Source organism: Tenacibaculum sp. Ill, assembly GCF_051938915.1.
In the GTDB taxonomy this organism is placed as follows: Bacteria; Bacteroidota; Bacteroidia; order Flavobacteriales; family Flavobacteriaceae; genus Polaribacter; species Polaribacter larymnensis.
Genome location: NZ_JBPSCW010000002.1, coordinates 2,804,928 through 2,830,344 on the forward strand (window position 1 = coordinate 2,804,928; position 25,417 = coordinate 2,830,344).

General features: G+C 34.6%; 16 protein-coding genes and 3 tRNA genes. 10 read left to right on the forward strand and 9 right to left on the reverse strand.

From position 1 onward, the window contains the following. Nucleotide 1 precedes the first annotated feature (1 nt). Entirely contained in the window at nt 2-169 is a 168-nt protein-coding gene (locus tag ACTPNM_RS13145; protein WP_440122267.1) for a hypothetical protein, read from the forward strand. A gap of 50 nt (nt 170-219) precedes the next feature. On the opposite strand, the gene ACTPNM_RS13150 is transcribed toward ACTPNM_RS13145, so the two are convergent. From ACTPNM_RS13150 to ACTPNM_RS13180, 7 genes are all read right to left on the reverse strand, one after another. After that, nucleotides 220-1,134 carry a PorP/SprF family type IX secretion system membrane protein gene (locus tag ACTPNM_RS13150; RefSeq protein WP_440122268.1) on the reverse strand — a complete coding sequence of 305 codons (915 nt, stop codon included), beginning with the start codon at nt 1,132-1,134 and terminating at the stop codon, nt 220-222. 4 nt (nt 1,135-1,138) lie between these two features. Beyond that, nucleotides 1,139-2,368, reverse strand: coding sequence for a gliding motility-associated C-terminal domain-containing protein (locus tag ACTPNM_RS13155; protein ID WP_440122269.1), 1,230 nt, complete (start codon nt 2,366-2,368; stop codon nt 1,139-1,141). Nucleotides 2,369-2,381: 13 nt separating this feature from the next. Next, nucleotides 2,382-6,686, reverse strand: coding sequence for a beta strand repeat-containing protein (locus tag ACTPNM_RS13160; RefSeq protein ID WP_440122270.1), 4,305 nt, complete (start codon nt 6,684-6,686; stop codon nt 2,382-2,384). Nucleotides 6,687-7,064: 378 nt separating this feature from the next. Further along, nucleotides 7,065-7,138 (reverse strand) — tRNA-Arg (locus ACTPNM_RS13165). Between the two features lie 6 nt (nt 7,139-7,144). Next, a tRNA-Pro gene (locus ACTPNM_RS13170) sits at nt 7,145-7,219 on the reverse strand. Nucleotides 7,220-7,245: 26 nt separating this feature from the next. After that, nucleotides 7,246-7,327, reverse strand: a tRNA-Ser gene (locus ACTPNM_RS13175). 91 nt (nt 7,328-7,418) lie between these two features. After that, entirely contained in the window at nt 7,419-9,461 is a 2,043-nt protein-coding gene (locus ACTPNM_RS13180; RefSeq protein WP_440122271.1) for an HD family phosphohydrolase, read from the reverse strand. 207 nt (nt 9,462-9,668) lie between these two features. Here ACTPNM_RS13180 and ACTPNM_RS13185 point away from each other — a divergent pair, with 207 nt between their 5' ends. Together ACTPNM_RS13185 and ACTPNM_RS13190 are read left to right on the forward strand one after the other, a co-directional pair. After that, the gene (locus ACTPNM_RS13185) at nt 9,669-10,844 is read left to right on the forward strand and encodes an acetyl-CoA C-acyltransferase (RefSeq protein WP_440122272.1); all 1,176 of its coding nucleotides are present in this window, start codon (nt 9,669-9,671) and stop codon (nt 10,842-10,844) included. 25 nt (nt 10,845-10,869) lie between these two features. Next, complete coding sequence (locus tag ACTPNM_RS13190; protein WP_440122273.1) at nt 10,870-11,643, forward strand: C40 family peptidase; 774 nt, start codon at nt 10,870-10,872, stop codon at nt 11,641-11,643. Nucleotides 11,644-11,714: 71 nt separating this feature from the next. On the opposite strand, the gene ACTPNM_RS13195 is transcribed toward ACTPNM_RS13190, so the two are convergent. Together ACTPNM_RS13195 and gyrA are read right to left on the reverse strand one after the other, a co-directional pair. Beyond that, nucleotides 11,715-12,953: a tetratricopeptide repeat protein gene (locus tag ACTPNM_RS13195; protein WP_440122275.1), complete on the reverse strand. Its 1,239-nt coding sequence runs from the start codon at nt 12,951-12,953 to the stop codon at nt 11,715-11,717. Between the two features lie 17 nt (nt 12,954-12,970). After that, on the reverse strand, nt 12,971-15,472 hold the full coding sequence (gyrA, locus tag ACTPNM_RS13200) for a DNA gyrase subunit A (protein ID WP_440122276.1): 2,502 nt from the start codon (nt 15,470-15,472) through the stop codon (nt 12,971-12,973). 308 nt (nt 15,473-15,780) lie between these two features. Between gyrA and ACTPNM_RS13205 the strand changes: the two genes are divergently transcribed. The 7 genes from ACTPNM_RS13205 to ACTPNM_RS13235 all read left to right on the forward strand — a co-directional run bounded on the left by ACTPNM_RS13205 (nt 15,781) and on the right by ACTPNM_RS13235 (nt 25,131). Beyond that, nucleotides 15,781-18,342, forward strand: a complete 2,562-nt coding sequence (locus ACTPNM_RS13205) for an ATP-dependent Clp protease ATP-binding subunit (protein ID WP_274640271.1) — start codon at nt 15,781-15,783, stop codon at nt 18,340-18,342. Between the two features lie 144 nt (nt 18,343-18,486). After that, entirely contained in the window at nt 18,487-19,524 is a 1,038-nt protein-coding gene (locus ACTPNM_RS13210; protein ID WP_440122278.1) for a methyltransferase, read from the forward strand. Between the two features lie 189 nt (nt 19,525-19,713). Then, the gene (locus tag ACTPNM_RS13215) at nt 19,714-20,670 is read left to right on the forward strand and encodes an MBL fold metallo-hydrolase (protein WP_440122279.1); all 957 of its coding nucleotides are present in this window, start codon (nt 19,714-19,716) and stop codon (nt 20,668-20,670) included. A gap of 51 nt (nt 20,671-20,721) precedes the next feature. Continuing rightward, nucleotides 20,722-21,282 (forward strand): helix-turn-helix domain-containing protein, encoded by a 561-nt coding sequence (locus ACTPNM_RS13220; protein WP_099214141.1) that lies wholly within the window; start codon nt 20,722-20,724, stop codon nt 21,280-21,282. Nucleotides 21,283-21,368: 86 nt separating this feature from the next. Next, nucleotides 21,369-23,783, forward strand: coding sequence for a heavy metal translocating P-type ATPase (locus tag ACTPNM_RS13225; RefSeq protein WP_440122281.1), 2,415 nt, complete (start codon nt 21,369-21,371; stop codon nt 23,781-23,783). A gap of 156 nt (nt 23,784-23,939) precedes the next feature. After that, on the forward strand, nt 23,940-24,161 hold the full coding sequence (locus ACTPNM_RS13230) for a heavy-metal-associated domain-containing protein (RefSeq protein ID WP_099214139.1): 222 nt from the start codon (nt 23,940-23,942) through the stop codon (nt 24,159-24,161). 10 nt (nt 24,162-24,171) lie between these two features. Further along, on the forward strand, nt 24,172-25,131 hold the full coding sequence (locus tag ACTPNM_RS13235) for a cation diffusion facilitator family transporter (RefSeq protein ID WP_440122283.1): 960 nt from the start codon (nt 24,172-24,174) through the stop codon (nt 25,129-25,131). Nucleotides 25,132-25,417 lie beyond the last annotated feature (286 nt).

Consider the following 25,417-nt stretch of genomic DNA (forward strand, 5'->3'; position numbering starts at 1 on the left):
TATGATTAAAAACATTTTGAACTTAGGTTCTATCTTAAACAAAAATGAACAACAACTTATTAATGGAAGTGGTGATGACCCTGTAACAGACTTATGTGTTCCTATCCCTAGAGAAGTCGCTACTTGTCTTATGCCTATTAGTGGTGAATGTTGTGGTTTATGGGATTAAAACTAAAAAACATAAAAGCTGTTTAAAAACAGCTTTTATGTTTTTAAAATTTAGAAAAACCTTGGTTGTTTATAAGTATTTTCTTCTGTTTTAAAATCGAATAATAATAAGAATTCATGCGACCCTGAACTAAATTCTCCTAGATTAGATACTGTATAATCATACGCATAACCTAATCGCAAGTCTTTTCCAATTCTAAAATTAACTATTCCACTCCACGAGTCATCCAGACGATGAGATACTCCAAATTCCACTTTATTATTCCATAATAAATTTAACGATAAATCTAATGACAAAGGTGCTGAATCGGCATACTTAACTAATGTTGAAGGTTTTAATTGAAAATTATTTTTTAAATCTATTACATACCCTGCTGTCAAAAATCCATGCATTTTTTCTGATGCTTTGGTTATTTTTCCGTTTGATCTTTCAAAATGTAATGTTTCTAATAAGTTTGGTACTGAAGCTCCTACATAAAAGTTTTCTTTGTAATAGAATGCTCCTACACCAAAATTTGGGTATGTTTTGTTACTATTCTGATTAAATTTTGGATCATTAGATTCTACTTGATTTAATGTTAACAAACCTATTTGTTGAAAAGTTGCTCCTGCCTTTAACCCAAAAGCTAGTTTAGCTTTTTCTGAAGTATTAATTGTAAAAGAAAAATCGGCATAGGCATGTGTTTCACTTACTGGACCTATTTTATCGTGAATTAAAGATAAACCTAACCCTACTTTTCTACTTACTGGACTATGTATAAACCCACTAAATGTTTTTGGCGCTCCGCTAACACCTACCCATTGTGATCGTGCTAATAAACCTAAACTTATACCTTCTTTACTACCTGCATAAGCTGGATTAATAACCTCCATATTATAAATATATTGAGTATATTGAGGGTCTTGTTGTGCGAATATTTTACTACTTATACTTACTAGTAGTAGTATATATATTTTCTTTTTCATATAGCTATTTATTTAAATATAACCAGCCTTGGTATGGTTTTGTTATACCGTCGTTAAAATCCACTACATACCAATAAGTAGCCGCTGGCATTGCTTTTTGGTCTCCTGTTAATGTTAACCTACCATCCGACTTTCCATCCCACCAGATTGGATTCAACTCATTATTATTACTGTAGTCATAAACTACATTACCATACCTATTGTATATTTTTATTTTAAATTTAGGATATGCTTCTGACAAACCTGGTATTACAAATTCATCATTAACACCATCACCATCTGGAGAAAAAGAATTTGAGGCAGAAAAGTCTATAACAGGGTCAATAGTTCCTCTTTTTCTTTCACATGCTAATGTAAAAATACCATATCCTGAAACTTTTGCTGTTATACTTTTACTATGAGTATCTATGTATACATTTTCTCTTTCTTTAACCCACTCTTCACCATTCCATCGTACTATCATTAGTTTACTTGGGTCTGAATAAAAAATTTCTGGTGTCGTTACACTACTCCATGTTAAAGTTAACTCCACCAACTCTTCATTAGATTTATTTTGAACTTCCCAGAACTCATTCATATTTATTAAACCAATATCTTCTTCTTTTTTATCGAAATCAATATTTGCCTTTTCCCAATTAAAACATACATAAAAATTTGTATTAGGATCTGAAGGAGGTGATATAGTTACAGTCCTAGGAACAAAAGTTTGCGATTTATAATCTCCTACAGGAAAAGTAAAACCTTCATTTCCTTTTTTTTGAGCTTTATTATTAACATAACTTTTATTACTAATACCAGTACTTGTAGCTCCATTTAAATAAGTTACGATACCTTTTTCTTCAGCTTTTAAAATTCCATTTTCAAAAAATGTAGTTCCTACAATCTCTATTTCCTTATCTAAACTAAAAGCTAAACTAGTTGACTCATTATCAAACTCCACAAACATAAAACTAGATGTTCCTTCACCCGTTATAATCTGTTCATTACTACCTACAAAACTTGTGTAACCTGTTACTTTATTATTAGAAAACTTGAATTTTCCATTATTTGTAAAGTTTTTAAATACATACAAGTCTCCATCGTTTGTTATTGCTCCAAATTCTTTTATTAATAAATCTTCATGAACGCTTACTAGTGTGTTTTCAGAAATATAAAAAGATCCAATGTTTGTCGTTTGAGCTTTAACAGCTATGACCAAACACATTATTATTGATGAGAATATCTTTTCTTTCATAATTATCAGCTTATTATAGAGAGGTACCATCAATTTTATACCAATAATAGTCTGCTCCATCAAAACCACATTGTATTGTTATAGAAGAATTCATTCCTAAAGTAGACAACCCTGTAATTAGCCCTGATCCTTTTATAGTACCTCCACCTGTAATATTTAAGTTTAATGCTACCGAAAGACCAAGTAAAGTTCCGTTACCTGCTTTATTTACAATTATTAACTTATTTCCTAAATTACTACTATTAGGGGTCGGTATTGTTATATCAGCACCTAAGCCTAAACTTATCAATCCAGTTTGTTCAATTATTACTGTACCATCTGTATTGTCTATGGTTGTGCCTGAAGTTGGATTTTTAACAATTCTTATATTATTCAACCTAGTTAAAGTAGTATTAATTGTTGTAATATCTGTTTCGTTAGTGGTCGCTAAAACATTATTCCCAGCAACATTACCCGCTAAGGTAGAAGCTCCTATATCAACAGACCCTCCATCTACTAAACTAATTGTATTGCCGCTTAAACTTAAATCTTGTGTATCTGAATCTACTGCACTCCATGTTGTTCCATCACTAGTTTTATATAATATTCCTGAAGCTGTATCGGTATAAACTTGACCTGCAACGCCTGTAACAGCTCCATTAGGATCTCCTGTTCCAGACAAAGTAGCATCTTGTCCCGCTGCTCCAGTGTCTCCTTTTAAAGAAGTGATAAAATCGGCTTCGGTTCCTGTGTTTCCTGCATCCAACCATGTTTGATATGCTGACTTCCCATCTACTCCATCAGTACCATCTATTCCGTTTGCTCCTGTGGCTCCAGTGTCTCCTTTTAAAGAAGTAATAAAATCGGCTTCGGTTCCGGTATTTCCGGCATCTAACCATATTTGATAGGCAGACTTCCCGTCTACTCCATCGGCTCCGTTAGTTCCTGTGGCTCCAGTATCTCCTTTTAAGGAAGTGATAAAGTCTGCTTCGGTTCCGGTATTTCCGGCATCTAACCATATTTGATACGCAGATTTCCCGTCTACTCCATCTGTTCCATTAGCTCCTGTGGCTCCTGTATCTCCTTTTAAAGAAGTGATAAAATCGGCTTCGGTTCCGGTGTTTCCGGCATCTAACCATGTTTGATACGCTGATTTTCCGTCTACTCCATCAGTACCATCTATTCCGTTTGCTCCTGTGGCTCCAGTGTCTCCTTTTAAAGAAGTAATAAAATCGGCTTCGGTTCCGGTATTTCCGGCATCTAACCATATTTGATAGGCAGACTTCCCGTCTACTCCATCGGCTCCGTTAGTTCCTGTGGCTCCAGTATCTCCTTTTAAGGAAGTGATAAAGTCTGCTTCGGTTCCGGTATTTCCGGCATCTAACCATATTTGATACGCAGATTTCCCGTCTACTCCATCTGTTCCATTAGCTCCTGTGGCTCCTGTATCTCCTTTTAAAGAAGTGATAAAATCGGCTTCGGTTCCGGTGTTTCCGGCATCTAACCATGTTTGATACGCTGATTTTCCGTCTACTCCATCAGTACCATCTATTCCGTTTGCTCCTGTGGCTCCCGTGTCTCCTTTTAAAGAGGTGATAAAATCAGCTTCGGTTCCGGTATTACCAGCATCTAACCATGTTTGATACGCAGATTTTCCGTCTACTCCATCTGTTCCGTTAGCTCCTGTCGCTCCGGTGTCTCCTTTTAAAGAAGTAATAAAGTCGGCTTCGGTTCCGGTATTTCCGGAATCTAACCATGTTTGATACGCAGATTTTCCGTCTACTCCATCAGTACCGTTTGCTCCTGTGGCTCCAGTATCTCCTTTTAAAGAAGTAATAAAATCGGCTTCAGTTCCGGTATTTCCGGAATCTAACCATGTTTGATACGCAGATTTCCCGTCTACTCCATCTGTTCCGTTAGCTCCTGTATCTCCTTTTAAAGAAGTGATAAAGTCAGCCTCAGTTCCGGTATTTCCGGCATCCAACCATGTTTGATATGCTGATTTTCCATCAGTTCCATCAGTACCGTTAGCTCCTGTATCTCCTTTTAAGGAAGTAATAAAATCAGCTTCGGTTCCGGTATTTCCAGCATCTAACCATGTTTGATACGCAGACTTCCCGTCTACTCCATCGGTACCGTTTGCTCCTGTGGCTCCGGTATCTCCTTTTAAAGAAGTTATAAAATCAGCCTCAGTTCCTGTGTTTCCGGCATCCAACCATGTTTGATACGCAGATTTTCCGTCTACTCCATCAGTACCATTAGCTCCTGTATCTCCTTTTAAGGAAGTGATAAAATCAGCTTCGGTTCCAGTATTTCCGGAATCTAACCATGTTTGATACGCAGATTTCCCGTCTACTCCATCTGTTCCGTTAGCTCCTGTATCTCCTTTTAAAGAAGTGATAAAGTCAGCCTCAGTTCCGGTATTTCCGGCATCCAACCATGTTTGATATGCTGATTTTCCATCAGTTCCATCAGTACCGTTAGCTCCTGTATCTCCTTTTAAGGAAGTAATAAAATCAGCTTCGGTTCCGGTATTTCCAGCATCTAACCATGTTTGATACGCAGACTTCCCGTCTACTCCATCGGTACCGTTTGCTCCTGTGGCTCCGGTATCTCCTTTTAAAGAAGTTATAAAATCAGCCTCAGTTCCTGTGTTTCCGGCATCCAACCATGTTTGATACGCAGATTTTCCGTCTACTCCATCAGTACCATTAGCTCCTGTATCTCCTTTTAAGGAAGTGATAAAATCAGCTTCGGTTCCAGTATTTCCTGCATCTAACCATGTTTGATAAGCTGACTTCCCGTCTACTCCATCGGTACCGTTTGCTCCTGTGGCTCCTGTATCTCCTTTTAAGGAAGTGATAAAATCGGCTTCGGTTCCTGTGTTTCCTGCATCCAACCATGTTTGATATGCAGACTTCCCGTCTACTCCATCTGTTCCGTTAGCTCCTGTCGCTCCAGTATCTCCTTTTAAAGAGGTAATAAAATCGGCTTCGGTTCCTGTATTTCCGACATCTAACCATGTTTGATACGCTGATTTTCCGTCTACTCCATCTGTTCCATTAGCTCCTGTCGCTCCAGTATCTCCTTTTAAAGAGGTAATAAAATCAGCCTCAGTTCCTGTGTTTCCTGCATCCAACCATGTTTGATATGCAGACTTCCCGTCTACTCCATCTGTTCCGTTAGCTCCTGTGGCTCCTGTATCTCCTTTTAAGGAAGTGATAAAATCGGCTTCGGTTCCTGTATTTCCGGCATCTAACCATGTTTGATACGCTGATTTTCCGTCTACTCCATCTGTTCCATTAGCTCCTGTCGCTCCAGTATCTCCTTTTAAAGAGGTAATAAAATCAGCCTCAGTTCCTGTGTTTCCTGCATCCAACCATGTTTGATATGCAGACTTCCCGTCTACTCCATCTGTTCCGTTAGCTCCTGTGGCTCCTGTATCTCCTTTTAAGGAAGTGATAAAATCGGCTTCGGTTCCTGTATTTCCGGCATCTAACCATGTTTGATACGCTGATTTTCCGTCTACTCCATCTGTTCCATTAGCTCCTGTCGCTCCAGTATCTCCTTTTAAAGAGGTAATAAAGTCTGCTTCGGTTCCGGTATTTCCAGCATCTAACCATGTTTGATAGGCAGACTTCCCATCTACTCCATCTGTTCCGTTAGCTCCTGTCGCTCCTGTTGCTCCAGTGACTCCTTTTAAAGAAGCAATAAAGTCTGCTTCGGTTCCGGTATTTCCGGCATCTAACCATGTTTGATACGCAGATTTTCCATCAGCTCCTGTTGACACTATTGGACTCCAAGAATTTCCATCTGAACTATAAATTTCTCCAGAATTGGTATCTATATATAAAACACCTGTAGCTGGATCAATAGAGTTACTAATCGGTGACCCTCCACCTGTAAGTAATTCACTCTCTCCTAATAGAAATGATAAATCAACAGACTTTGAAATTGCATTTTCTAACTCAAGAGTAAGAATATTAGAACTATTTAAGAAGAAATTTTTAATTTGTTGATTATCTGCTTGTGTAGCAATAAGGTTCGACACTGTAGTTATGTCTACTAACTTTTCCCAAAGCACTCCATTCCAATAATAAAATCCTTTTCCAGAAGCATTATTAGTATTATACACTAACAAGCTTTCGTTAATTGTCTTACTGCTTACTGGTGAAGCTGTACTTAAATTATCAATATTCAATCTGGGAATTAATAAGCCTTTGGTTTCTGACTTAATATCTAACTGAGCAGATACATTAGGTGTTAAGGTTCCTATTCCTACTTGTGCAGTAATAGTTACACTTAAAATTAAGAGTACGAGGGTTGTTACTTTTTTCATTAGTTTTTTTGTTTTGGTGGGACTTCTTAGTAATCATATATTACATTTAATTAAATTTTATTAATAAATTAAATTTTGATGTTCTATCAAGTAAGTAAAGGCATTATATCAGCATTGTCTTCATAGCTAAAAGGCGAAAGATTTGAAGAAACACCTAAACAAACTGATTTACAACATACTAACCTTTTACAATTTAATGAAAAAAAATTGATTTTGGTAAATACCTCTTTTATTCTTCTTAATTATCAGGTAAAGTCCCCCTAAAAAACAATTCTTTTACACATGAAAATAATTAGGGCTTTTAAATAGTTTGATACTTATAACACAAGGAAGTTTTAGGCAACAAAAAAGCCTTACTAAAACTAGTAAGGCTTATTGTGATCGCGACAGGATTCGAACCTGTGACCGTCTGCTTAGAAGGCAGATGCTCTATCCAGCTGAGCTACGCGACCATTGTGTCGGGGTGGCAGGATTCGAACCTGCGACCTCCTGCTCCCAAAGCAGGCGCGATGACCGGGCTACGCTACACCCCGATTAGTGTCATCTACAACTTTTTTTGCGGAGAGACCGGGATTCGAACCCGGGCATCCCGAAGGATGACAGCTTAGCAGGCTGCTGCATTACCACTCTGCCACCTCTCCTTAATTCTTGCCGAAGCGTGAACTAAAAATTGCGAGTGCAAATGTATAACTATATATACGTTTCTACAAACTTTTTTGATAAAAAAATTACCTATTCTGGATACTCAACTCGTAAGTGATAGATATTCATCAACTTATTCTTAATAATTTTTTTAATTTTTTCTATTTCTCTAAAAGTAATATCTGAATTTATGAACTGATTATCGTTTTTTTGCTTGTCTACAATTCTATCAATTAATATATCTATCGATTGTGCTGTTGGGTTTTTTAAACTTTTAGAAGCTGCTTCTGCTGCATCGCACATCATTAAAATTGCTGTTTCTTTTGAAAATGGAATTGGCCCTGGGTATTGAAACTTCTTAATATCAACATCTGGATTATTTTCTTCTTCTTGCTTATAGAAATAATAAGTAACACTTGTTCCGTGATGTGTACGAATAAAATCTATTATTCTATCTGGCAGCTTGTGCTTTTTTGCTATTTCAATACCGTTAATTACGTGATCTAAAATAATACGTGCACTATCTACTGGTAATAAATCATTGTGTGGGTTTACGCCCGTAGATTGATTTTCGGTAAAGTACATTGGATTTGCCATTTTACCTATATCATGATACAATGCTCCTGTCCTCACCAACATCGAGTTTGCTCCTATTTCATTAGCCGCTGCTTCAGCTAAATTAGCTACCTGCATAGAGTGTTGAAACGTTCCTGGTGCTTTTTCATTCAAATCTCTTAACAACTTTGAATTTGTATTAGAAAGTTCTAATAATGTTACATCAGAAACCAACCCAAATAGTTTTTCATAAAAATAGATAAAAAACACTGCTAAGAACGATAACAACCCATTGGCTGCAAATAGTCCAAAGTACATCCAATTTATTTTATCTGCATTTCCTTCTTTTAAAATGGAGAAGGCAAAATAGGTAACCATATAAATTAAAGTAATTTGTCCTATAGACATAAATAGACTTGCTCGTTTATATAGTTCAGAGACCGTTAATATGGTTACTATTCCTGCAATAATGTGTAAGTAAATAAACTCAAAACTATTAGGTACAATAAATCCTAATAGCAACACTGTAAGTACATGAGTAAACAAACCTAATCGAGCATCAAAAAAAGCTTTAAGTACAATTGGCAAAATACTTAACGGAACAACATACAAGTAATCTGAATTGTATTTTACCACCATAGTTTGCACAAAAATCATTAAAAAGATGTTGAAGAAAATAAAGGTTACTTTATTATTATCATTAAAAGTATCAAACCTATATCTTTCAAGAAACAATAATAACATTAACAATGCCAAGGCTACTAAAATCGTATACCCAAATACAATCCAATAATAATTTGATTTTGTCCAGATTCTGGAACTTGAGGCTACTTCGTATGATTTTAAAACATTATACTTTCTTCCTTCAACAATGTCTCCTTTTAAAATAATTAATTCTCCTTTTGAAACTTTTCCTTTTGCGTAAGAAATACTTTGTAAACGTTCATTTAACTCCTTTTCACTATACTTATAATCGTACGTTACATTAGGACGCAGGTTGCTTGACAAGTAATTAACTAGCAAGCGTTGTTTATAATACTGAAGTCCTTCTGTATTGGTTCTTAAAAAACTTAAAATATCTTTTGATTGTACCAATCTTGAAAATGGAACATCATCTATAGAATTTCCTTTTCGCAACACTACCGCATCTCCTACACTAGCTTTATCAATACTTGCATCATCTAAAAAACCGTACAGATATATTCTATTAATAAGTTTCTCTCCTTCTTTTATTAAGTCTCTGGCTGCGCTAGTTGATAAAGAATCTAGGTTGGTAACTTGATTAGTAAATGAACGTAGCACCTCAGTTTTTATTGATGTATCTACTACAAAATATTTTTTTGATCCGCTTTCAAGTTCCTTTTTCTCCTCAGCTATTTCTTCTGGGGTTTTTTGAATGGCAAAATCAAAAGGAGCATATAAATTATCATATTGCCAAGGTTTTCCTTGTGGAAAATCATACTTAAACTGTCCTCCCTTAGGAAACAAGTATACAATAGCAATTACTGTTATTAAGAACAACAATACTTTGTAAATTATCGTATTATTCTTGTACAGTCTGTTGATTAAATCGTTCATTTTTGATGTTTATAAAATGTAAATATAACCTTTCTCTATTATTTGAGTACTTGTTATAAAATGGTTATTTTCGCAAAACAAATCTTAATACAATTCACCCAATACATGAAATCAATAGTAGAAAAATAATTATTAAGCACTTAACAGCTTTATTGTTTTAGTCGTTTTTGGTTATTGGGATAAATAAAAATTAACAAATAGTAGCACATGAAAGAAGTAGTAATAGTATCGGTTGCAAGAACTCCAATTGGTAGTTTTTTAGGAACATTATCAACTACACCTGCACCAAAATTAGGTGCTGTAGCCATTAAAGGAGCTTTAGATAAAATTAACTTAAAACCAGAAATGGTTGAGGAAGTTTTTATGGGTAATGTAGTTTCAGCAGGTTTAGGACAAGCACCAGCTCGTCAAGCTGCAATCTTTGCAGGAATTCCGGATACTGTACCTTGTACTACTGTTAACAAAGTTTGTTCTTCAGGAATGAAATCTATCATGTTAGCTGCGCAAACTATTGCTTTAGGTAATGCTGAAATTGTTATAGCTGGAGGTATGGAAAACATGAGTATGATTCCACATTATCAACACGCTAGAACAGGTTCTAAATTTGGGCCTATTAAAATGGAAGATGGAATGCAAAAAGACGGATTAGTTGATGCTTACGAGCAAGTAGCTATGGGAGTTTGTGCTGATGAATGTGCTGTTGAATATGAATTCTCAAGAGAAGATCAAGATGCATTTGCTGTTGAATCATATAACCGTTCTGCTAAAGCTTGGAGTGAAGGTAAATTTGCTGATGAAGTTGTTCCAGTAGAAATACCTCAACGTCGCGGTGAACCTATTATTTTTTCTGAAGATGAAGAATATAAAACCGTAAAAATGGATAAAATTCCTGCTTTACGTCCTGCTTTTACAAAAGAAGGTACAGTAACTGCTGCAAATGCTTCTACTATTAATGATGGTGGTGCTGCATTAGTATTAATGTCTACTGAAAAAGCTGCTGAATTAGGGTTAACTCCATTAGCAAAAATTAAAGGTTATGCTGATGCTGCTCACGAACCAAAATGGTTTACAACTGCTCCTGCAAAGGCATTACCAAAAGCCTTAGCTAAAGCTGGAGTTTCTATTGATGATGTTGATTATTTCGAATTAAACGAAGCTTTTTCTGTAGTTGGATTAGCTAACATGAAAATTTTAGGTTTATCAGCTGACAAAGTAAATGTAAATGGTGGTGCGGTTTCGTTAGGACACCCGTTAGGAGTTTCTGGAGCTAGAATTATTATTGCCTTAACTTCTATTTTAAAACAAAACAATGCTAAAATTGGTGCTGCTGGAATTTGTAACGGTGGTGGTGGTGCTAGTGCAATGGTTATTGAAAGAGTTTAATTGTTTTAAAAGCCCCTATTAGTAGATGTCTTTCGGAATTTGTAATTTGAGTATTGTTCCTCTTCGATTAGAACCTTCTGATGCTTCAGAAATGGTGAATCAAGTTGTTTTTGGTGAACATTTTGAAGTCTTAGAAAAATCTAAAAAGTGGAGTAGAATCCGTTTAGCTTTTGATAATTATGAGGGATATATCGATAATAAACAATACGAAGAAATTTCAGAAGAAACACATACTCTTTTATCTAAAGAGAAAAAGCACTATGCTGGTGAATTAATTGATTTTATTACTGATAATAATAGTAACTTGACAACTATTCCTATGGGAGCCCGTCTTCCATTATTTAAGAATAATAAAATAAACATTAACAACACTTCCTTTTTATATGAGGGTAAAGTATGTAATAGCAAACTGGCTAAATCTGCAATTGTAGAAACTGCTTTTTTATTCTTAAATGTTCCTTATTTGTGGGGAGGAAAATCACCTTTTGGAATTGATTGTTCAGGTTTTACCCAAACTGTGTATAAATTATGTGGGTATAACTTACTTCGTGACGCTAAACAACAAGCAGCTCAAGGAGAAGTATTGAGCTTTATTGAAGAGAGCGAACCTGGTGATTTAGCTTTTTTTGATAATGAAGAAGGTATAATTACTCATGTGGGGATTATTATGAATGATTACAATATTATACATGCTCATGGAAAAGTTCGTATTGACAAGTTAGACCATAGCGGTATTTATAATGTTGACACACAACAACACACCCACAAACTTAGAGTTATAAAACGTTTAGTTGATTAAAGGCTAGTTCTATAACATAAAAAAACCGAAACTTTTAAAAAGTTTCGGTTTTTTCTTTATTTGAATGTTTTTTATTGCATTGATTTATACAACTCTCTGTATTCAGAAGCTTTATCACTCATTTCTAAAACTTCGTATAAATTCATTAAAGTTTTTACAGTTTCTACATTTCTATTTAAACTGTCAGCTTTTTCTAAGAACGGTATAGCTTCTTTATAAACTTCTTTTTGTTTTGCTGCTAACTCATCATACTTTTTAAAGTTTGATAAGTTTTTATTCATTTCTTCAACAATAGCTTTTTCTTTATTTAAAACCACTACTGCTAAATTCATGTAAGCATCAGCATAATCTGGTTTTAACTCAACTGCTTTAGTGTAATACTTCTTAGCATCATCTACTCTTCCTTCATTGAAGTTTACAACACCTAAGTTATAATATAAAGTTGGATTTTCTGGATCTAAAGCCACAGCTTCATTCATCAACTCTCCAAACTTATCCATTTTACCCATATCAACATAAAGTTGAGCTTCATTTAAAATTAAATTTAAATCCTTTGGATTAGAAGCACGAGCATCTTTAAAAGCAGCAATAGCCTCATCAGTTTTTCCTTGCTCTTTTAATATTAAAGCTACATTTTTAACAATTGTTGCTGATTTTGACTCTGAAGATTTAGTATCTGGCTTTACATAACCTCCTGACTTCACCATTAAATCTCTTCTAGCTTTATCATTACCGAAGCTTTCAACTTTTCCTGTAGCCTTATCAGTAGCTACATATTGTTTTTCAACACCTGTATAACCTATTTTTTGCAACTCTCTATAATACTCAATTGCTTTATCATAGTCTTTAGCTTGAGTAGCAGAAACTGCTGCATTATAAGCAAAAGAGGTATCTGTAGGACTTAATACATATGTCAAATAGAAGTCTTCAGCTGCAGCCTTATAATCTTTTTTATTGTTATATAAGTCTACTGCTTTTTTTGAAACTTCTTGAATCATTTGATTTAAGATAGGCTTAGCTTCGTCTGTATACTTATTTTCTTTCATTGCTATTAAAGCATTCAAAGCTTCTCCTGCCTTTTTGTAATCTTTTTTTGCAGCTAATGCTTTTCCTTTTAAGAAATAGAATTTAGACTTATATTTATCTTCACCGTTCATCATTAAAGAACCCTCAATAGCGTTAAGGGTAGTTAATGCTGTAGTAAAATCTTGTTTTTTTATAGCCTTCTCAGCAGCTTTAAGTTCTGATTTTTGAGCAATCGCCCCTAACGACATTAATCCTAAAGAAAGGGCTAAAATTTGATTTTTCATTTTTAGTTATGATTTATTTATTGTTGTTCTTGACTTTCGTTTGTTTCATTTTCAATTTCCGTGCCATCTTCTTCTTCGTCTTTTTCATGCATAACTTTTGCTACTGCAGCAATATCGTCATTATCTTTAATATTGATCAACTTAACTCCTTGAGTTGCTCTACCCATAACACGTAAATCTTCTACAGCCATTCTGATAGTTAACCCAGATTTATTGATAATCATTAAGTCATTAGAGTCATCAACATTCTTGATAGCGACTAAATTACCAGTTTTTTCTGATATATTCAATGTTTTAACTCCTTTACCTCCACGGTTCGTTATACGGTAATCTTCTAAATTAGAACGTTTTCCATATCCTTTTTCTGAAACTACTAAGATATTACTTTCCATATCATTTACAGCAACCATACCAATTACCTCATCATTATCATGTGACAATGTAATACCACGAACTCCTGAAGCTGTTCTTCCCATAGGACGTGTTTTAGCTTCTTCGAAACGAATTGCCTTTCCTGATTTAAGTGCTAACATTACTTGGCTATCTCCAGTAGTTAACTTCGCTTCTAATAACTCATCTCCTTCTTTGATAGTAATTGCATTGATACCATTAGCTCTTGGACGAGAATATTGTTCTAGAGGTGTTTTCTTAACCTGACCACGTTTGGTAGCCATAATAACGTAATGATTGTTGATGTAATCTTCATCTTTTAAATCACCTGTTACCAAGAATGCTTTTACCTTATCGTCTTGCTCAATATTTATTAAGTTTTGAATAGCTCTACCTTTCGTATTTTTTCCTCCTTCTGGAACTTCGTACACACGCATCCAGAATACTTTTCCTTTCTGAGTAAAGAACAACATATATTGGTGGTTGGTACCTACAAATAAATGTTCTAAGAAATCTTCATTACGAGTAGTTGCTCCTTTTTGTCCACGCCCTCCTCTATTCTGAACTTTATATTCATCTAAGTTTGTACGCTTCACATAACCAGCATGCGAAATAGTTACTACTACTTTAGAGTTAGGAATCATGTCTTCGATTCTCATATCTCCTCCTGCATATTCAATTACTGAACGACGATCGTCACCATACTTTTCTTTGATGTGTAATAATTCATCTTTAATAATTTGGTAACGTCTTGGTTCATTAGCAAGAATATCTTTTAAATCTGCAATTGTTTTGATGATTTCATCATATTCTGCACGTAATTTATCTTGTTCTAGTCCTGTTAACTGGCGTAAACGCATTTCAACAATAGCACGCGCTTGAATTTCTGTTAATTCAAAACGTTCCATTAACTTTTCACGAGCTTCATCAGCATTAGAAGAACCTCTAATAATAGCAATTACTTCATCAATGTTATCCGAAGCAATGATTAACCCTTCTAAAATATGAGCACGAGCTTCAGCTTTCTTTAATTCAAATTCTGTTCTACGAACAATTACTTCATGTCTATGCTCTACGAAGTAGTGAATTAATTCTTTTAAATTTAATTGCTCTGGACGACCATTAACTAAAGCAATATTGTTTACGCTAAAAGAAGTTTGTAACTGTGTATACTTAAATAGCTTATTTAAAACAATGTTAGGAATTGCGTCACGTTTTAAAACATAAACAATACGCATTCCTTTACGGTCAGATTCATCACGAATACTTGCAATACCTTCTAACTTCTTATCATTAACCAAGTCTGCAGTTTTCTTAATCATTTCTGCTTTATTCACTTGGTAAGGAATCTCAGTTACGACGATACACTCACGTCCTTTTACCTCTTCAATAGTAGCTTTAGCACGCATTACAATACGTCCGCGACCAGTATGAAAAGCATCTCTTACGCCATCATATCCATAAATAATTCCACCTGTAGGAAAATCAGGCGCTTTGATGTGTTGCATTAACTCATCAATCTCAATATCTCTATTATCAATATAGGCAATAGTACCATTAATAACTTCAGTTAAGTTATGCGGCGCCATGTTTGTTGCCATACCTACTGCAATACCTGATGCTCCATTAACTAATAAGTTAGGAATACGTGTTGGTAATACCGTAGGTTCTTGTAACGTATCATCGAAGTTTAACTTGTGATCAACAGTATCTTTTTCAATATCAGACAACATTTCTTCTGATATTTTCTGCATACGTACCTCGGTATAACGCATTGCTGCAGGGCTATCACCATCAACCGAACCAAAGTTCCCTTGCCCATCAACCATCATATAACGCACACTCCAGTCTTGTGCCATACGTACCATTGAGTCGTATACGGAAGTATCTCCGTGTGGGTGATACTTACCTAATACTTCCCCTACAACTCTTGCAGATTTTTTATATGCTCCTGTAGATTTAATTCCTAATTCATGCATACCAAATAACACTCTTCTATGCACTGGTTTCAAACCATCTCTTACATCTGGTAATGCTCTCGATACTATCACCGACATAGAATAGTCGATGTATGCTGACTTCATTTGCTCTTCAATGTTGATAGGTATCAACTTTTCGCCATCTGCCATATATTTTCTTTTAAAATATTAGTATTTATTTTCGTCAAAAAAGTGAATTTTACACTCGATAAAACTCACTTTTGAAATGCTTTCTAGTTCTCTGCATTTTCTAAAACATTGCAAGATACTATAACCCTCAGTTTTACACAAAAAATATATAGACTGTTTTACGGTTATTTATTAACAATTTTATAAGGTTATTAAACATTAAAACACCTTATTTTACTCGTCAGAATGTCAGTTGAAAACTATTGGCACCTTTTTTGTAATTTTTAAGAAAAAAACTTACTAACTTTACAGAGATAGAAAATAAATATATGGACGATAATTTTTCACCACAGGTTAGAGATGTGATTACTTTCAGTAAAGAGGAAGCCTTACGACTAGGACATGACTTTATTGGAACAGAGCATCTTTTGTTAGGTTTGATTAGGAAAGGTGACGGAAAAGCCATTGAAATATTAACAACTTTTGATGTTGATTTAGATTTAGTACGTAATAAACTAGAAAAACTAAATCCTACAACCCCATCTTTTTCAAGCCCTCAAAGGAAGAGTTTACATCTTACCAGACAAGCAGAGAAAGCTATAAAAACAACGTTTTTAGAAGCTAAATTATATCAAAGTAACGCTATAGACACTGCACATTTATTACTGTGTATCTTACGTAACGAGAACGACCCTACTACTAAACTACTTCAAAAGTATGATGTAGATTATGAGCAGGCTAAAAACTTGTATAAAGAACTACACGTAGATGACGACACGTTTATTTCACCAATTGGAGAAACTCCTTCAGATGATGAGTTTGCTGACGAAAAGTCAAATCCTTATGGACAACAATCGCAAAAAGGAAAGCAAGTTAAAAAGTCTAAAACCCCTGTTTTAGATAACTTTGGACGTGATTTAACAGCCTTAGCAGTTGCAGGAAAATTAGACCCTGTTGTAGGTCGTTTAAAAGAAATTGAACGTGTTTCTCAGATTTTGAGTAGACGAAAAAAGAACAATCCAATGCTTATTGGTGAGCCAGGTGTTGGTAAATCTGCTATCGCAGAAGGATTAGCTTTACGTATTGTAGACAGAAAAGTATCTCGAATTCTATTCGATAAGCGCATTGTTTCTCTTGACTTAGCTAGCTTAGTTGCTGGTACAAAATATAGAGGTCAGTTTGAAGAACGTATGAAAGCGTTGATGAATGAACTAGAAAAGAATGATGATATCATTTTATTCATTGATGAAATTCATACAATTGTTGGTGCTGGAGGAGCTACTGGTTCTTTAGATGCTTCTAACATGTTAAAACCTGCTTTAGCAAGAGGAGAAATTCAATGTATTGGTGCAACTACTTTAGATGAATACAGAACCAACATTGAAAAAGACGGTGCATTAGAGCGTCGTTTTCAAAAAGTAATTGTAGATCCTACCACAGTTGAAGAAACTATACAAATTTTACACAATATTAAAGGTAAATATGAATCTCATCATCATGTTACTTTTACAGATGAAGCTATTGAAGCTTGTGTAAAATTAACCAATCGTTATATGACTGATCGCTTTTTACCAGACAAAGCTATTGATGCTTTAGATGAAGCTGGATCAAGAATTCATATTACAAATATTGTAGTTCCGCAACAAATTTTAGAATTAGAGGCGAAACTAGAAGAAATTAGAGGACGCAAAACCAAAGCGGTAAGCGGACAAAAGTATGAAGAGGCTGCAAAGCTTCGTGATGACGAAAAGAATATAGAAACAGCCTTAGAGTCTGCACAACACCAATGGGAAGAAGATTCTAAACTACACAGAGAAACTGTTACTGAAGATAATGTTGCTGAAGTAGTTTCAATGATGACAGGAATTCCTGTAAATCGTGTTGCCGAAGCAGAAAGTAGCCGTTTAGCAGAATTACCTCAATTAATAAAAGGTAAAGTAATTGGTCAAGATGAAGCTGTTACTAAAGTTGTTAAAGCTATACAACGTAACCGTGTTGGATTAAAAGATCCTAACAAACCAATTGGTTCTTTTATTTTCTTAGGTTCAACTGGTGTTGGTAAAACACAGTTAGCCAAAGTATTAGCACGTGAATTGTTTGACTCTGACGATTCTTTAATTAGAATTGACATGAGTGAATACATGGAAAAGTTTGCCATTTCTCGTTTAATTGGTGCACCTCCAGGATATGTTGGTTATGAAGAAGGTGGACAATTAACTGAAAAAGTACGTCGTAAACCTTATTCTGTAATCTTGTTAGATGAGATTGAAAAAGCACATCCTGATGTATTTAACATGCTGTTACAAGTCTTAGATGACGGACACATAACTGATAGTTTAGGTCGTAAAATAGATTTTAGAAACACCATTATTATCATGACTTCAAACATTGGAGTTCGTAAACTTAAAGATTTTGGTGGTGGTGTTGGTTTTGGAACTGCTTCTAAAAAAGAGCAGGAAGATGCACATGCTAAAAGTATTATTGAAGGTGCTTTAAAGAAATCGTTTGCTCCCGAATTCTTAAACCGTATTGACGATGTTGTAATCTTTAACTCATTAGAGCGTGAAGACATTCATAAGATTATTGATATTGAATTAGACAAATTACTAAGACGTATTGATGATTTAGGTTACAAACTTACGTTAAGTGATAAAGCCAAAGACTATATTGCCGATAAAGGTTTTGATAAACAATATGGAGCTCGCCCATTAAAAAGAGCTATTCAGAAATACATTGAAGATGCATTAGCTGAAGAAATTGTAAACTCAAAACTTGATGAAGGTGATGCTATCTTTATGGATTTAGATGAGAAAGACAAAAAACTCATCATAAAAATAGAAAAAGGTGAAAAACCCAAAGAGTCTAGAACAGAAATAGACGAAGACAATTAAAAAATAAAAATCCCAAGTGTTACTTACTTGGGATTTTTTTTACCCTCATAATTTTACCCCTGCTCATAAACTAGTTTCATTTATCCCTAATAATTGAACTTAATAACACTAAAAAGATTAATTATTAACTATAACAACTAAACTATGAACTCAACAAATGAAAACCAAATTACCCCTTCAAGAATCATGGAAGTAGGCATGGGTTTTTGGGCTTCAAAAACCTTACTTACTGCAGTTAAAATGGGGTTATTCACGCATTTAGCCAAAGAGGGATTAACAGGAAAAGAAATTCAAGACAAACTCAAACTTCATGATAGATCTCTTTACGACTTTCTTGACACATTAGTTGCTTTAGGCTTCTTACAACGTTCTGGATTAAAAGAAAGTGCTATATATAGTAATTCTGAAGACACCAACTTATTTTTAGATAAAAACAAACCAAGTTATATGGGAGGCATACTGGAAATGTCTAACAACAGATTGTATCCTTTTTGGAACAATTTAGAAGAAGCTTTAATAACTGGAAAACCACAAAACGAAACAAAAAATGGTGGCAAGCCAATATTTGAAGCTATTTATGCAGATGAAAATAAGCTCCGAGAATTTATACACGGAATGTCAGGTGTTCAGGCTGGAAACTTCATAAAATTAGCTCGTGATATTGATTTTTCTAAATACAATACATTATGTGATGTTGGTGGCTCTGGAGCAGACTTATCAATACAAATAGCTAAAAATAATCCACATATAAAATGTATTTCTTTTGACCTTCCTGCTGTTGAACCAATAGCTAAAGAAAATGTAACTCGTTTTGGTTTAAACGACAGAATAGAAATTCACTCAGGTGATTTCTTTACTAATGAATTACCAGAAGCAGACGTTATTACTATGGGAAACATTCTTCATGATTGGGGTACGAAAGATAAGTTAACACTTATAAAAAAAGCCTATAACGCCCTACCTAAAGAAGGATCTTTAATTATTATTGAAAATATAATTGATAATGAAAGAAATAAAAATGCTTTTGGTTTAATGATGTCACTAAACATGATTATTGAAACTGATGAAGGTTACGATTTTACCCTTTCAGATTTTAATAACTGGGCAAAAGAAGCAGGTTTTAGTAATACTAGAATGATGCATTTAACTGGTCCTGCAAGTGCCATTATTGCTGTTAAATAATTCTAAAAACTCTCGTATGAAATAAACAAAGGCCATGAAATAAAAGTTCCAAGTAAATAACACTTGGGATTTTTTCATACTATACCTATCATTATATAAAGAGTAATAAATTTCCCCTCTTCTTTCTAGCATTAAAATTTGTACTTTTAACTGATAATTAAAACACATTATTACCAACAAGCTATAATTATGAATAAATACTGTATTCTTTTCATTACTCTCTTTATCCTTTCATGTGCTGGTAATAAATCTTCAGAAAAAACATTCAAAACAAATACAAGCAATACCTCTATTGTTATTTTGGGAACTATTCAAGATGCAGGCTCTCCACAAATTGCATGTAAAAAAGAATGTTGCACTAACCTTTTTAAGAATCCTGATAAAAAAAGACAGGTAACTTCATTAGGAATAATTGACAAACAACATCAAAAAACCTACTTATTTGAAGCAACTCCAGATATTGCGTCACAAATGAAAACACTTACCAAACTAGAAGACAGTGGTGATAAAGAAATTGCAGATGGAATCTTTTTAACACATGCTCATATAGGGCACTATACTGGTTTAATGTATTTAGGTAAAGAAGCTATGGATGCTGACAACGCACCTGTATATACTATGCCAAGAATGAAAGAGTTTCTATCAAAAAATGGTCCTTGGGATCAATTGATTACTCGAAAAAACATAGAGCTTCATCAAATAGAAAATGAAAAACCAATTGAATTAACCAAAAACATTAAGGTTACTCCACTTATTGTTCCTCATAGAGATGAGTATTCTGAAACCGTGGGCTATCGTATAACTGGCCCTAATAAAAGTGCTTTGTTTATTCCTGATATTGACAAGTGGGAAAAATGGGGCAAAAACATTATTGATGAAATTAAAAAAGTAGACTATGCTTTTTTAGATGCTACTTTTTATAGTGGAAAAGAAATAAATAGTAGAGATATTAGCCAGATACCACACCCTTTTATTGTTGAAAGTTTAGATAAGTTTAAAGACTTAAGTAAACAAGAAAAGAACAAAATTATCTTTATTCACTTCAACCATACAAACCCTGTAATAAACTCTACTAGTGAAGAAAGTAAATTTGTAACATCACAAGGATATAGAATTGCAGAAATTGAAACTGTTTTTGATTTATAGCAATCACTTCTTTCTATCTTTGTAAACCTAACAACTATAATTAAAAACACTATGACACTCACAATCAAAAACATGGTTTGCAATCGCTGTATTATGGTAATTCAAAATGAATTAGACAAACTAGGTGTGGGTGTAAAGAATATTAAATTAGGTGAAGTTACACTTGAAAAAGAGCTTACTTCCGAAGAAAGAGAACACTTAAACAAAACCTTACTTAGCTTAGGGTTTGAGATTATTGACGATAAAAAAAGTCGCATTATTGAAAAGATTAAAAACCTAATCATCAATTTAGTGCATCATCAAGACAGTGAAACAAAAATCAATTTATCTGAATTATTAAGCAACGAACTACATCACGATTATAATTACTTATCCAACCTTTTTTCTGAAGTAGAAGGCACTACTATTGAGAAGTATTTTATTGCTCAAAAAATAGAAAAGGTAAAAGAGTTACTTGTTTACGATGAATTATCGTTGAGTGAAATTGCCTTTCGTTTACACTATTCAAGCGTAGCGTACTTAAGTAATCAGTTTAAAAAAGTAACAGGATTAACCCCGAGTCACTTCAAAAAAATCCGTAAAGACAAACGTACACCATTAGACGAGGTGTAAATCTTATAAATCAATTACAAAATTCCACAATAAATTTTCTTTAACTTATAGCCAACTTTGTAGTATACAAATTCATACAAGAAAAAATGGCAACAAATAATAAAGATATCATTTACCTACCCTTAGAAGGTGTAGAAAGTGAACACTGTGCTTTAATCGTTGAAAAAGGCTTAGCACATGTTGAAGGAATTGAAACCCATAAAGTAGAACTAAACAACCAAAGAGCTGCTATTACAGTTACCAACGAAGAAGTTCTTGCGAATGCCGTTACTGCTATAAAAGACCTTGGTTACGGTGTAACTACTGTTAAAAAAGTTTTTCCTGTATTGGGTATGACTTGCGCCTCTTGTGCAGGAAGTGCTGAAAGTATTGTTAGCTTTGAACTAGGTGTCGTAAATGCCTCAGTAAATTTTGCTAGCGGAAACTTAACGGTAGAATACCTTCCTAATATGACCAATGCTACAAAACTGCAAAAAGCAGTACAAGGTGCGGGTTATGATTTGTTAATTGAAGACGAAACCAAACAGCAAGAAACCTTAGAAGCAATTCACGAAAAGAAATTCAACCAATTAAAAACCAAAACCATTTGGTCGGTAATACTCTCGTTACCTGTGGTTGTTATTGGTATGTTTTTCATGAACATGCCTTATGCAAACCCTATTATGTGGGCCTTCTCTACCCCAGTGTTGCTATGGTTTGGTAAAGACTTTTTTATCAATGCATGGAAACAAGCCAAACATCGTTCTGCAAATATGGATACCCTAGTAGCCTTAAGTACGGGTATAGCTTATATATTTAGTGTATTTAACATGTTGTTTCCTAAATTTTGGGAATCTAGAGGATTAGAAGCACATGTATATTTTGAAGCTGCTTCAGTTATTATTGCATTTATTCTTTTAGGAAAATTATTAGAAGAAAAAGCCAAAGGAAACACCTCATCTGCCATTAAGAAATTGATGGGTTTACAGCCTAAAACTGTGGTTGTGATACAACCTGACGGAACGGAAAAGCAAACTGCTATTGAAGAAGTGAACGTAGGTGATACTATTCTTGTAAAACCAGGAGAAAAAATTGCAGTAGATGGTATGGTTACTACAGGAAGCTCGTATGTAGATGAAAGCATGTTAAGTGGTGAACCTGTTCCGGTATTAAAAGAAGAAAATGAAAAAGTATTTGCAGGAACCATTAACCAGAAAGGAAGTTTTCAGTTTAAAGCTGTTAAAGTTGGAAAAGAAACCATGCTTGCACAGATTATTAAAATGGTGCAAGATGCACAAGGTAGTAAAGCTCCTGTACAGAAATTAGTTGATAAAATTGCAGGTATTTTCGTACCTGTAGTTATGAGTATTGCTGTTATTACATTTATTATATGGTTTATTTTAGGTGGAGATAACGGAGTTGTTCAAGGATTATTAGCAGCCATCACCGTATTGGTTATTGCATGTCCTTGTGCTTTAGGTCTCGCTACCCCTACTGCTATTATGGTGGGTGTGGGTAAAGGTGCCGAAAACGGTATTTTAATTAAAGACGCTGAAAGCCTTGAATCTGCTAAAAAAGTAAACGCTATTATTTTAGATAAAACAGGAACCATTACCGAAGGAAAGCCAGAAGTTACTGGTATATCTTGGTTACAGAATAATGATACTGCTAAGAACATTCTTTTAAGTATCGAGAAAAAATCTGAACATCCATTAGCAGAAGCTGTTGTAAAGTTTTTAGGAGATACTGCCACTACCCCACTAACAAATTTCGACAGTATTACTGGTAAAGGTGCTAAGGCTGATTATAACGGAGAAACCTTTTTTGTTGGTAATAAAAAGTTATTGGCTGAAAATAAGGTTACCATAGCGGAAGAGCTTTTAAAACAGGCTAATGAATGGAGCAAACAGGCTAAAACAGTTATTTGGTTTGCTAATAATAAGGAAGCACTTTCTGTACTTGCTATTTCGGATAAAATAAAAGAGACCTCAGTACAAGCTATTAAGGAGCTACAGGCTATGGATATTGAGTTATATATGCTTACGGGTGATAACGAAGCTACTGCAAAATCTATTGCTGAAGAAACAGGTATTCAACATTACAAAGCTGAAGTATTACCACAACATAAAGCCGATTTTGTAAGAGAGCTACAGCAACAAGGAAAAACTGTTGCTATGGTAGGTGATGGTATTAACGATAGTACTGCACTGGCTACTGCTGATGTAAGTATTGCCATGGGAAAAGGTAGTGATATTGCAATGGATGTTGCTAAAATGACCATTATATCATCTGACCTAAGTAAAATTCCGCAGGCTATAAAACTATCAAAACAAACGGTAGCTACCATTAAACAAAACCTATTTTGGGCATTTATTTATAACCTTATTGGTATTCCTATTGCAGCTGGTATTTTATACCCATTTAATGGTTTTTTACTAAACCCTATGATTGCTGGTGCAGCCATGGCTATGAGTAGTGTTAGTGTGGTTAGCAATAGCTTACGATTAAAATGGAAAAAATAACAAGTATTTCGGCACTAGCAAGTGTCAAAACATTTTAAACCTTACTTAGTAAGTAAATCTGTAAATCTCACAAATCAATCTTAAAATTGTACAACAACAAACACCCCTGTTGTGCTGAAATTTGCAGTATTCAATAACAAATAAATTTTTAATATAATGGAAAGTAATAAAGAGTTAAAATTCAAAACAAACCTTAACTGCGGAGGGTGTGTATCAAAAGTACAAGCTGATTTAGACAATGCTGAAGGTATTTGCCATTGGAATGTAGACACTAATTTTGATGACAAAATTCTTACCGTAAGTTCTAAAGGAATTACTGCGGATGAAGTAATTGCTATTGTAAAAAGTAAAGGCTTTAAAGCAGAGCCTTTAGTATAAAAGCAAGTACATGGCGCACTCTAAAGAACACAGCAGCTGTAATGGTCATGAGCATGACCATGCAGCACACAATCATTCTGATAAAAACGGATTGTCTTTTGCCTTTTGGCTCAACCTCTTCTTTTCAATAGTTGAGTTAATTGGTGGAATTTTTACCAACTCCACCGCTATTATTGCCGATGCTTTTCATGATTTTATGGATGCTGGAGCTATAGGACTAGCAATACTTATGGAGAAAATATCAGGTAAAAAACGTACCGCAACATTTTCGTACGGATACAAACGCTTTTCACTCTTGTCTGCATTAATACTATCCACTTTTTTGTTGTCTGGATCTATTGGAATGATTGTGGCTGCTTATAACTCGTTTGTAAACCCAAAAGAAGTACATAGTTTGGGTATGTTATGGTTAGCTATTTTAGGACTCGCTGTAAATGGTGCCGCTTTTCTTAGAATTAAAAATAGCGGACACGGGCATCTCCACCATCACGGGCATAGTCATGGACACAACCACAACAGTGAATCAATCATGCTACATTTATTAGAAGATGTATTGGGTTGGGCTGCGGTTTTAATTGGTTCGGTAATTATTTACTTCACAGGTTGGAATTGGATAGATGGTGTTTTAGCTATTGGTATTGCTTTATTTATTGGATACAACGCTGCTAAAAACCTACTTAACACCTTAAAAGTACTGTTACAATCGGTGCCAGAAAACGTAAACATTGCGCAACTTAAAAGCGAATTGCAAAACCTTAAAGGGGTTAGCAATGTACACGATATACATGTTTGGACACTTGATGGTAGCTATAATGTAGGTTCACTACATGCTGTTATAAACAACAACTCTGCAACAGCAAAACAAGAGGTTATGAACGACATTGTTAAACTTATGCAAGGTTTTAACATACAGCACCCAACGGTACAAATTGAAACAAACAAGAACACCTGTGCTTTTGTAAGCTGTTAAGTTAACTGTTTATAAAACTTTACACTTAAATACACTCCTCTTTGGGGTGTATTTGTTTTTTAAAAAGACTTCTTTATACACCACGGCACCTAACAAACATTTTTCTACACAATACGAATATTTTACCTTTTTGCTTGTTTGAAGTTACTCCCCTTAGGCAGTGAATGACACTCCCCTTAGGCGGAGAGCATCGTTCCCCTTACCGAGGGAGTGTCACTCCCCTTAGGCAAGGAGTGGCGACCCGATTAGGCTTGGGGTGGCGACCCGATTAGGCTTGGGGTGGCGA

What these genes read in the sequence shown, in the direction of transcription:
- ACTPNM_RS13145 (WP_440122267.1), top strand. Translation starts at nt 2, where the DNA reads ATGATTAAAAACATTTTGAACTTAGGTTCTATCTTAAACAAAAATGAA.
- ACTPNM_RS13150 (WP_440122268.1), bottom strand. Translation starts at nt 1,134, where the DNA reads ATGAAAAAGAAAATATATATACTACTACTAGTAAGTATAAGTAGTAAA.
- ACTPNM_RS13155 (WP_440122269.1), bottom strand. Translation starts at nt 2,368, where the DNA reads ATGAAAGAAAAGATATTCTCATCAATAATAATGTGTTTGGTCATAGCT.
- ACTPNM_RS13160 (WP_440122270.1), bottom strand. Translation starts at nt 6,686, where the DNA reads ATGAAAAAAGTAACAACCCTCGTACTCTTAATTTTAAGTGTAACTATT.
- ACTPNM_RS13180 (WP_440122271.1), bottom strand. Translation starts at nt 9,461, where the DNA reads ATGAACGATTTAATCAACAGACTGTACAAGAATAATACGATAATTTAC.
- ACTPNM_RS13185 (WP_440122272.1), top strand. Translation starts at nt 9,669, where the DNA reads ATGAAAGAAGTAGTAATAGTATCGGTTGCAAGAACTCCAATTGGTAGT.
- ACTPNM_RS13190 (WP_440122273.1), top strand. Translation starts at nt 10,870, where the DNA reads ATGTCTTTCGGAATTTGTAATTTGAGTATTGTTCCTCTTCGATTAGAA.
- ACTPNM_RS13195 (WP_440122275.1), bottom strand. Translation starts at nt 12,953, where the DNA reads ATGAAAAATCAAATTTTAGCCCTTTCTTTAGGATTAATGTCGTTAGGG.
- gyrA (WP_440122276.1), bottom strand. Translation starts at nt 15,472, where the DNA reads ATGGCAGATGGCGAAAAGTTGATACCTATCAACATTGAAGAGCAAATG.
- ACTPNM_RS13205 (WP_274640271.1), top strand. Translation starts at nt 15,781, where the DNA reads ATGGACGATAATTTTTCACCACAGGTTAGAGATGTGATTACTTTCAGT.
- ACTPNM_RS13210 (WP_440122278.1), top strand. Translation starts at nt 18,487, where the DNA reads ATGAACTCAACAAATGAAAACCAAATTACCCCTTCAAGAATCATGGAA.
- ACTPNM_RS13215 (WP_440122279.1), top strand. Translation starts at nt 19,714, where the DNA reads ATGAATAAATACTGTATTCTTTTCATTACTCTCTTTATCCTTTCATGT.
- ACTPNM_RS13220 (WP_099214141.1), top strand. Translation starts at nt 20,722, where the DNA reads ATGACACTCACAATCAAAAACATGGTTTGCAATCGCTGTATTATGGTA.
- ACTPNM_RS13225 (WP_440122281.1), top strand. Translation starts at nt 21,369, where the DNA reads ATGGCAACAAATAATAAAGATATCATTTACCTACCCTTAGAAGGTGTA.
- ACTPNM_RS13230 (WP_099214139.1), top strand. Translation starts at nt 23,940, where the DNA reads ATGGAAAGTAATAAAGAGTTAAAATTCAAAACAAACCTTAACTGCGGA.
- ACTPNM_RS13235 (WP_440122283.1), top strand. Translation starts at nt 24,172, where the DNA reads ATGGCGCACTCTAAAGAACACAGCAGCTGTAATGGTCATGAGCATGAC.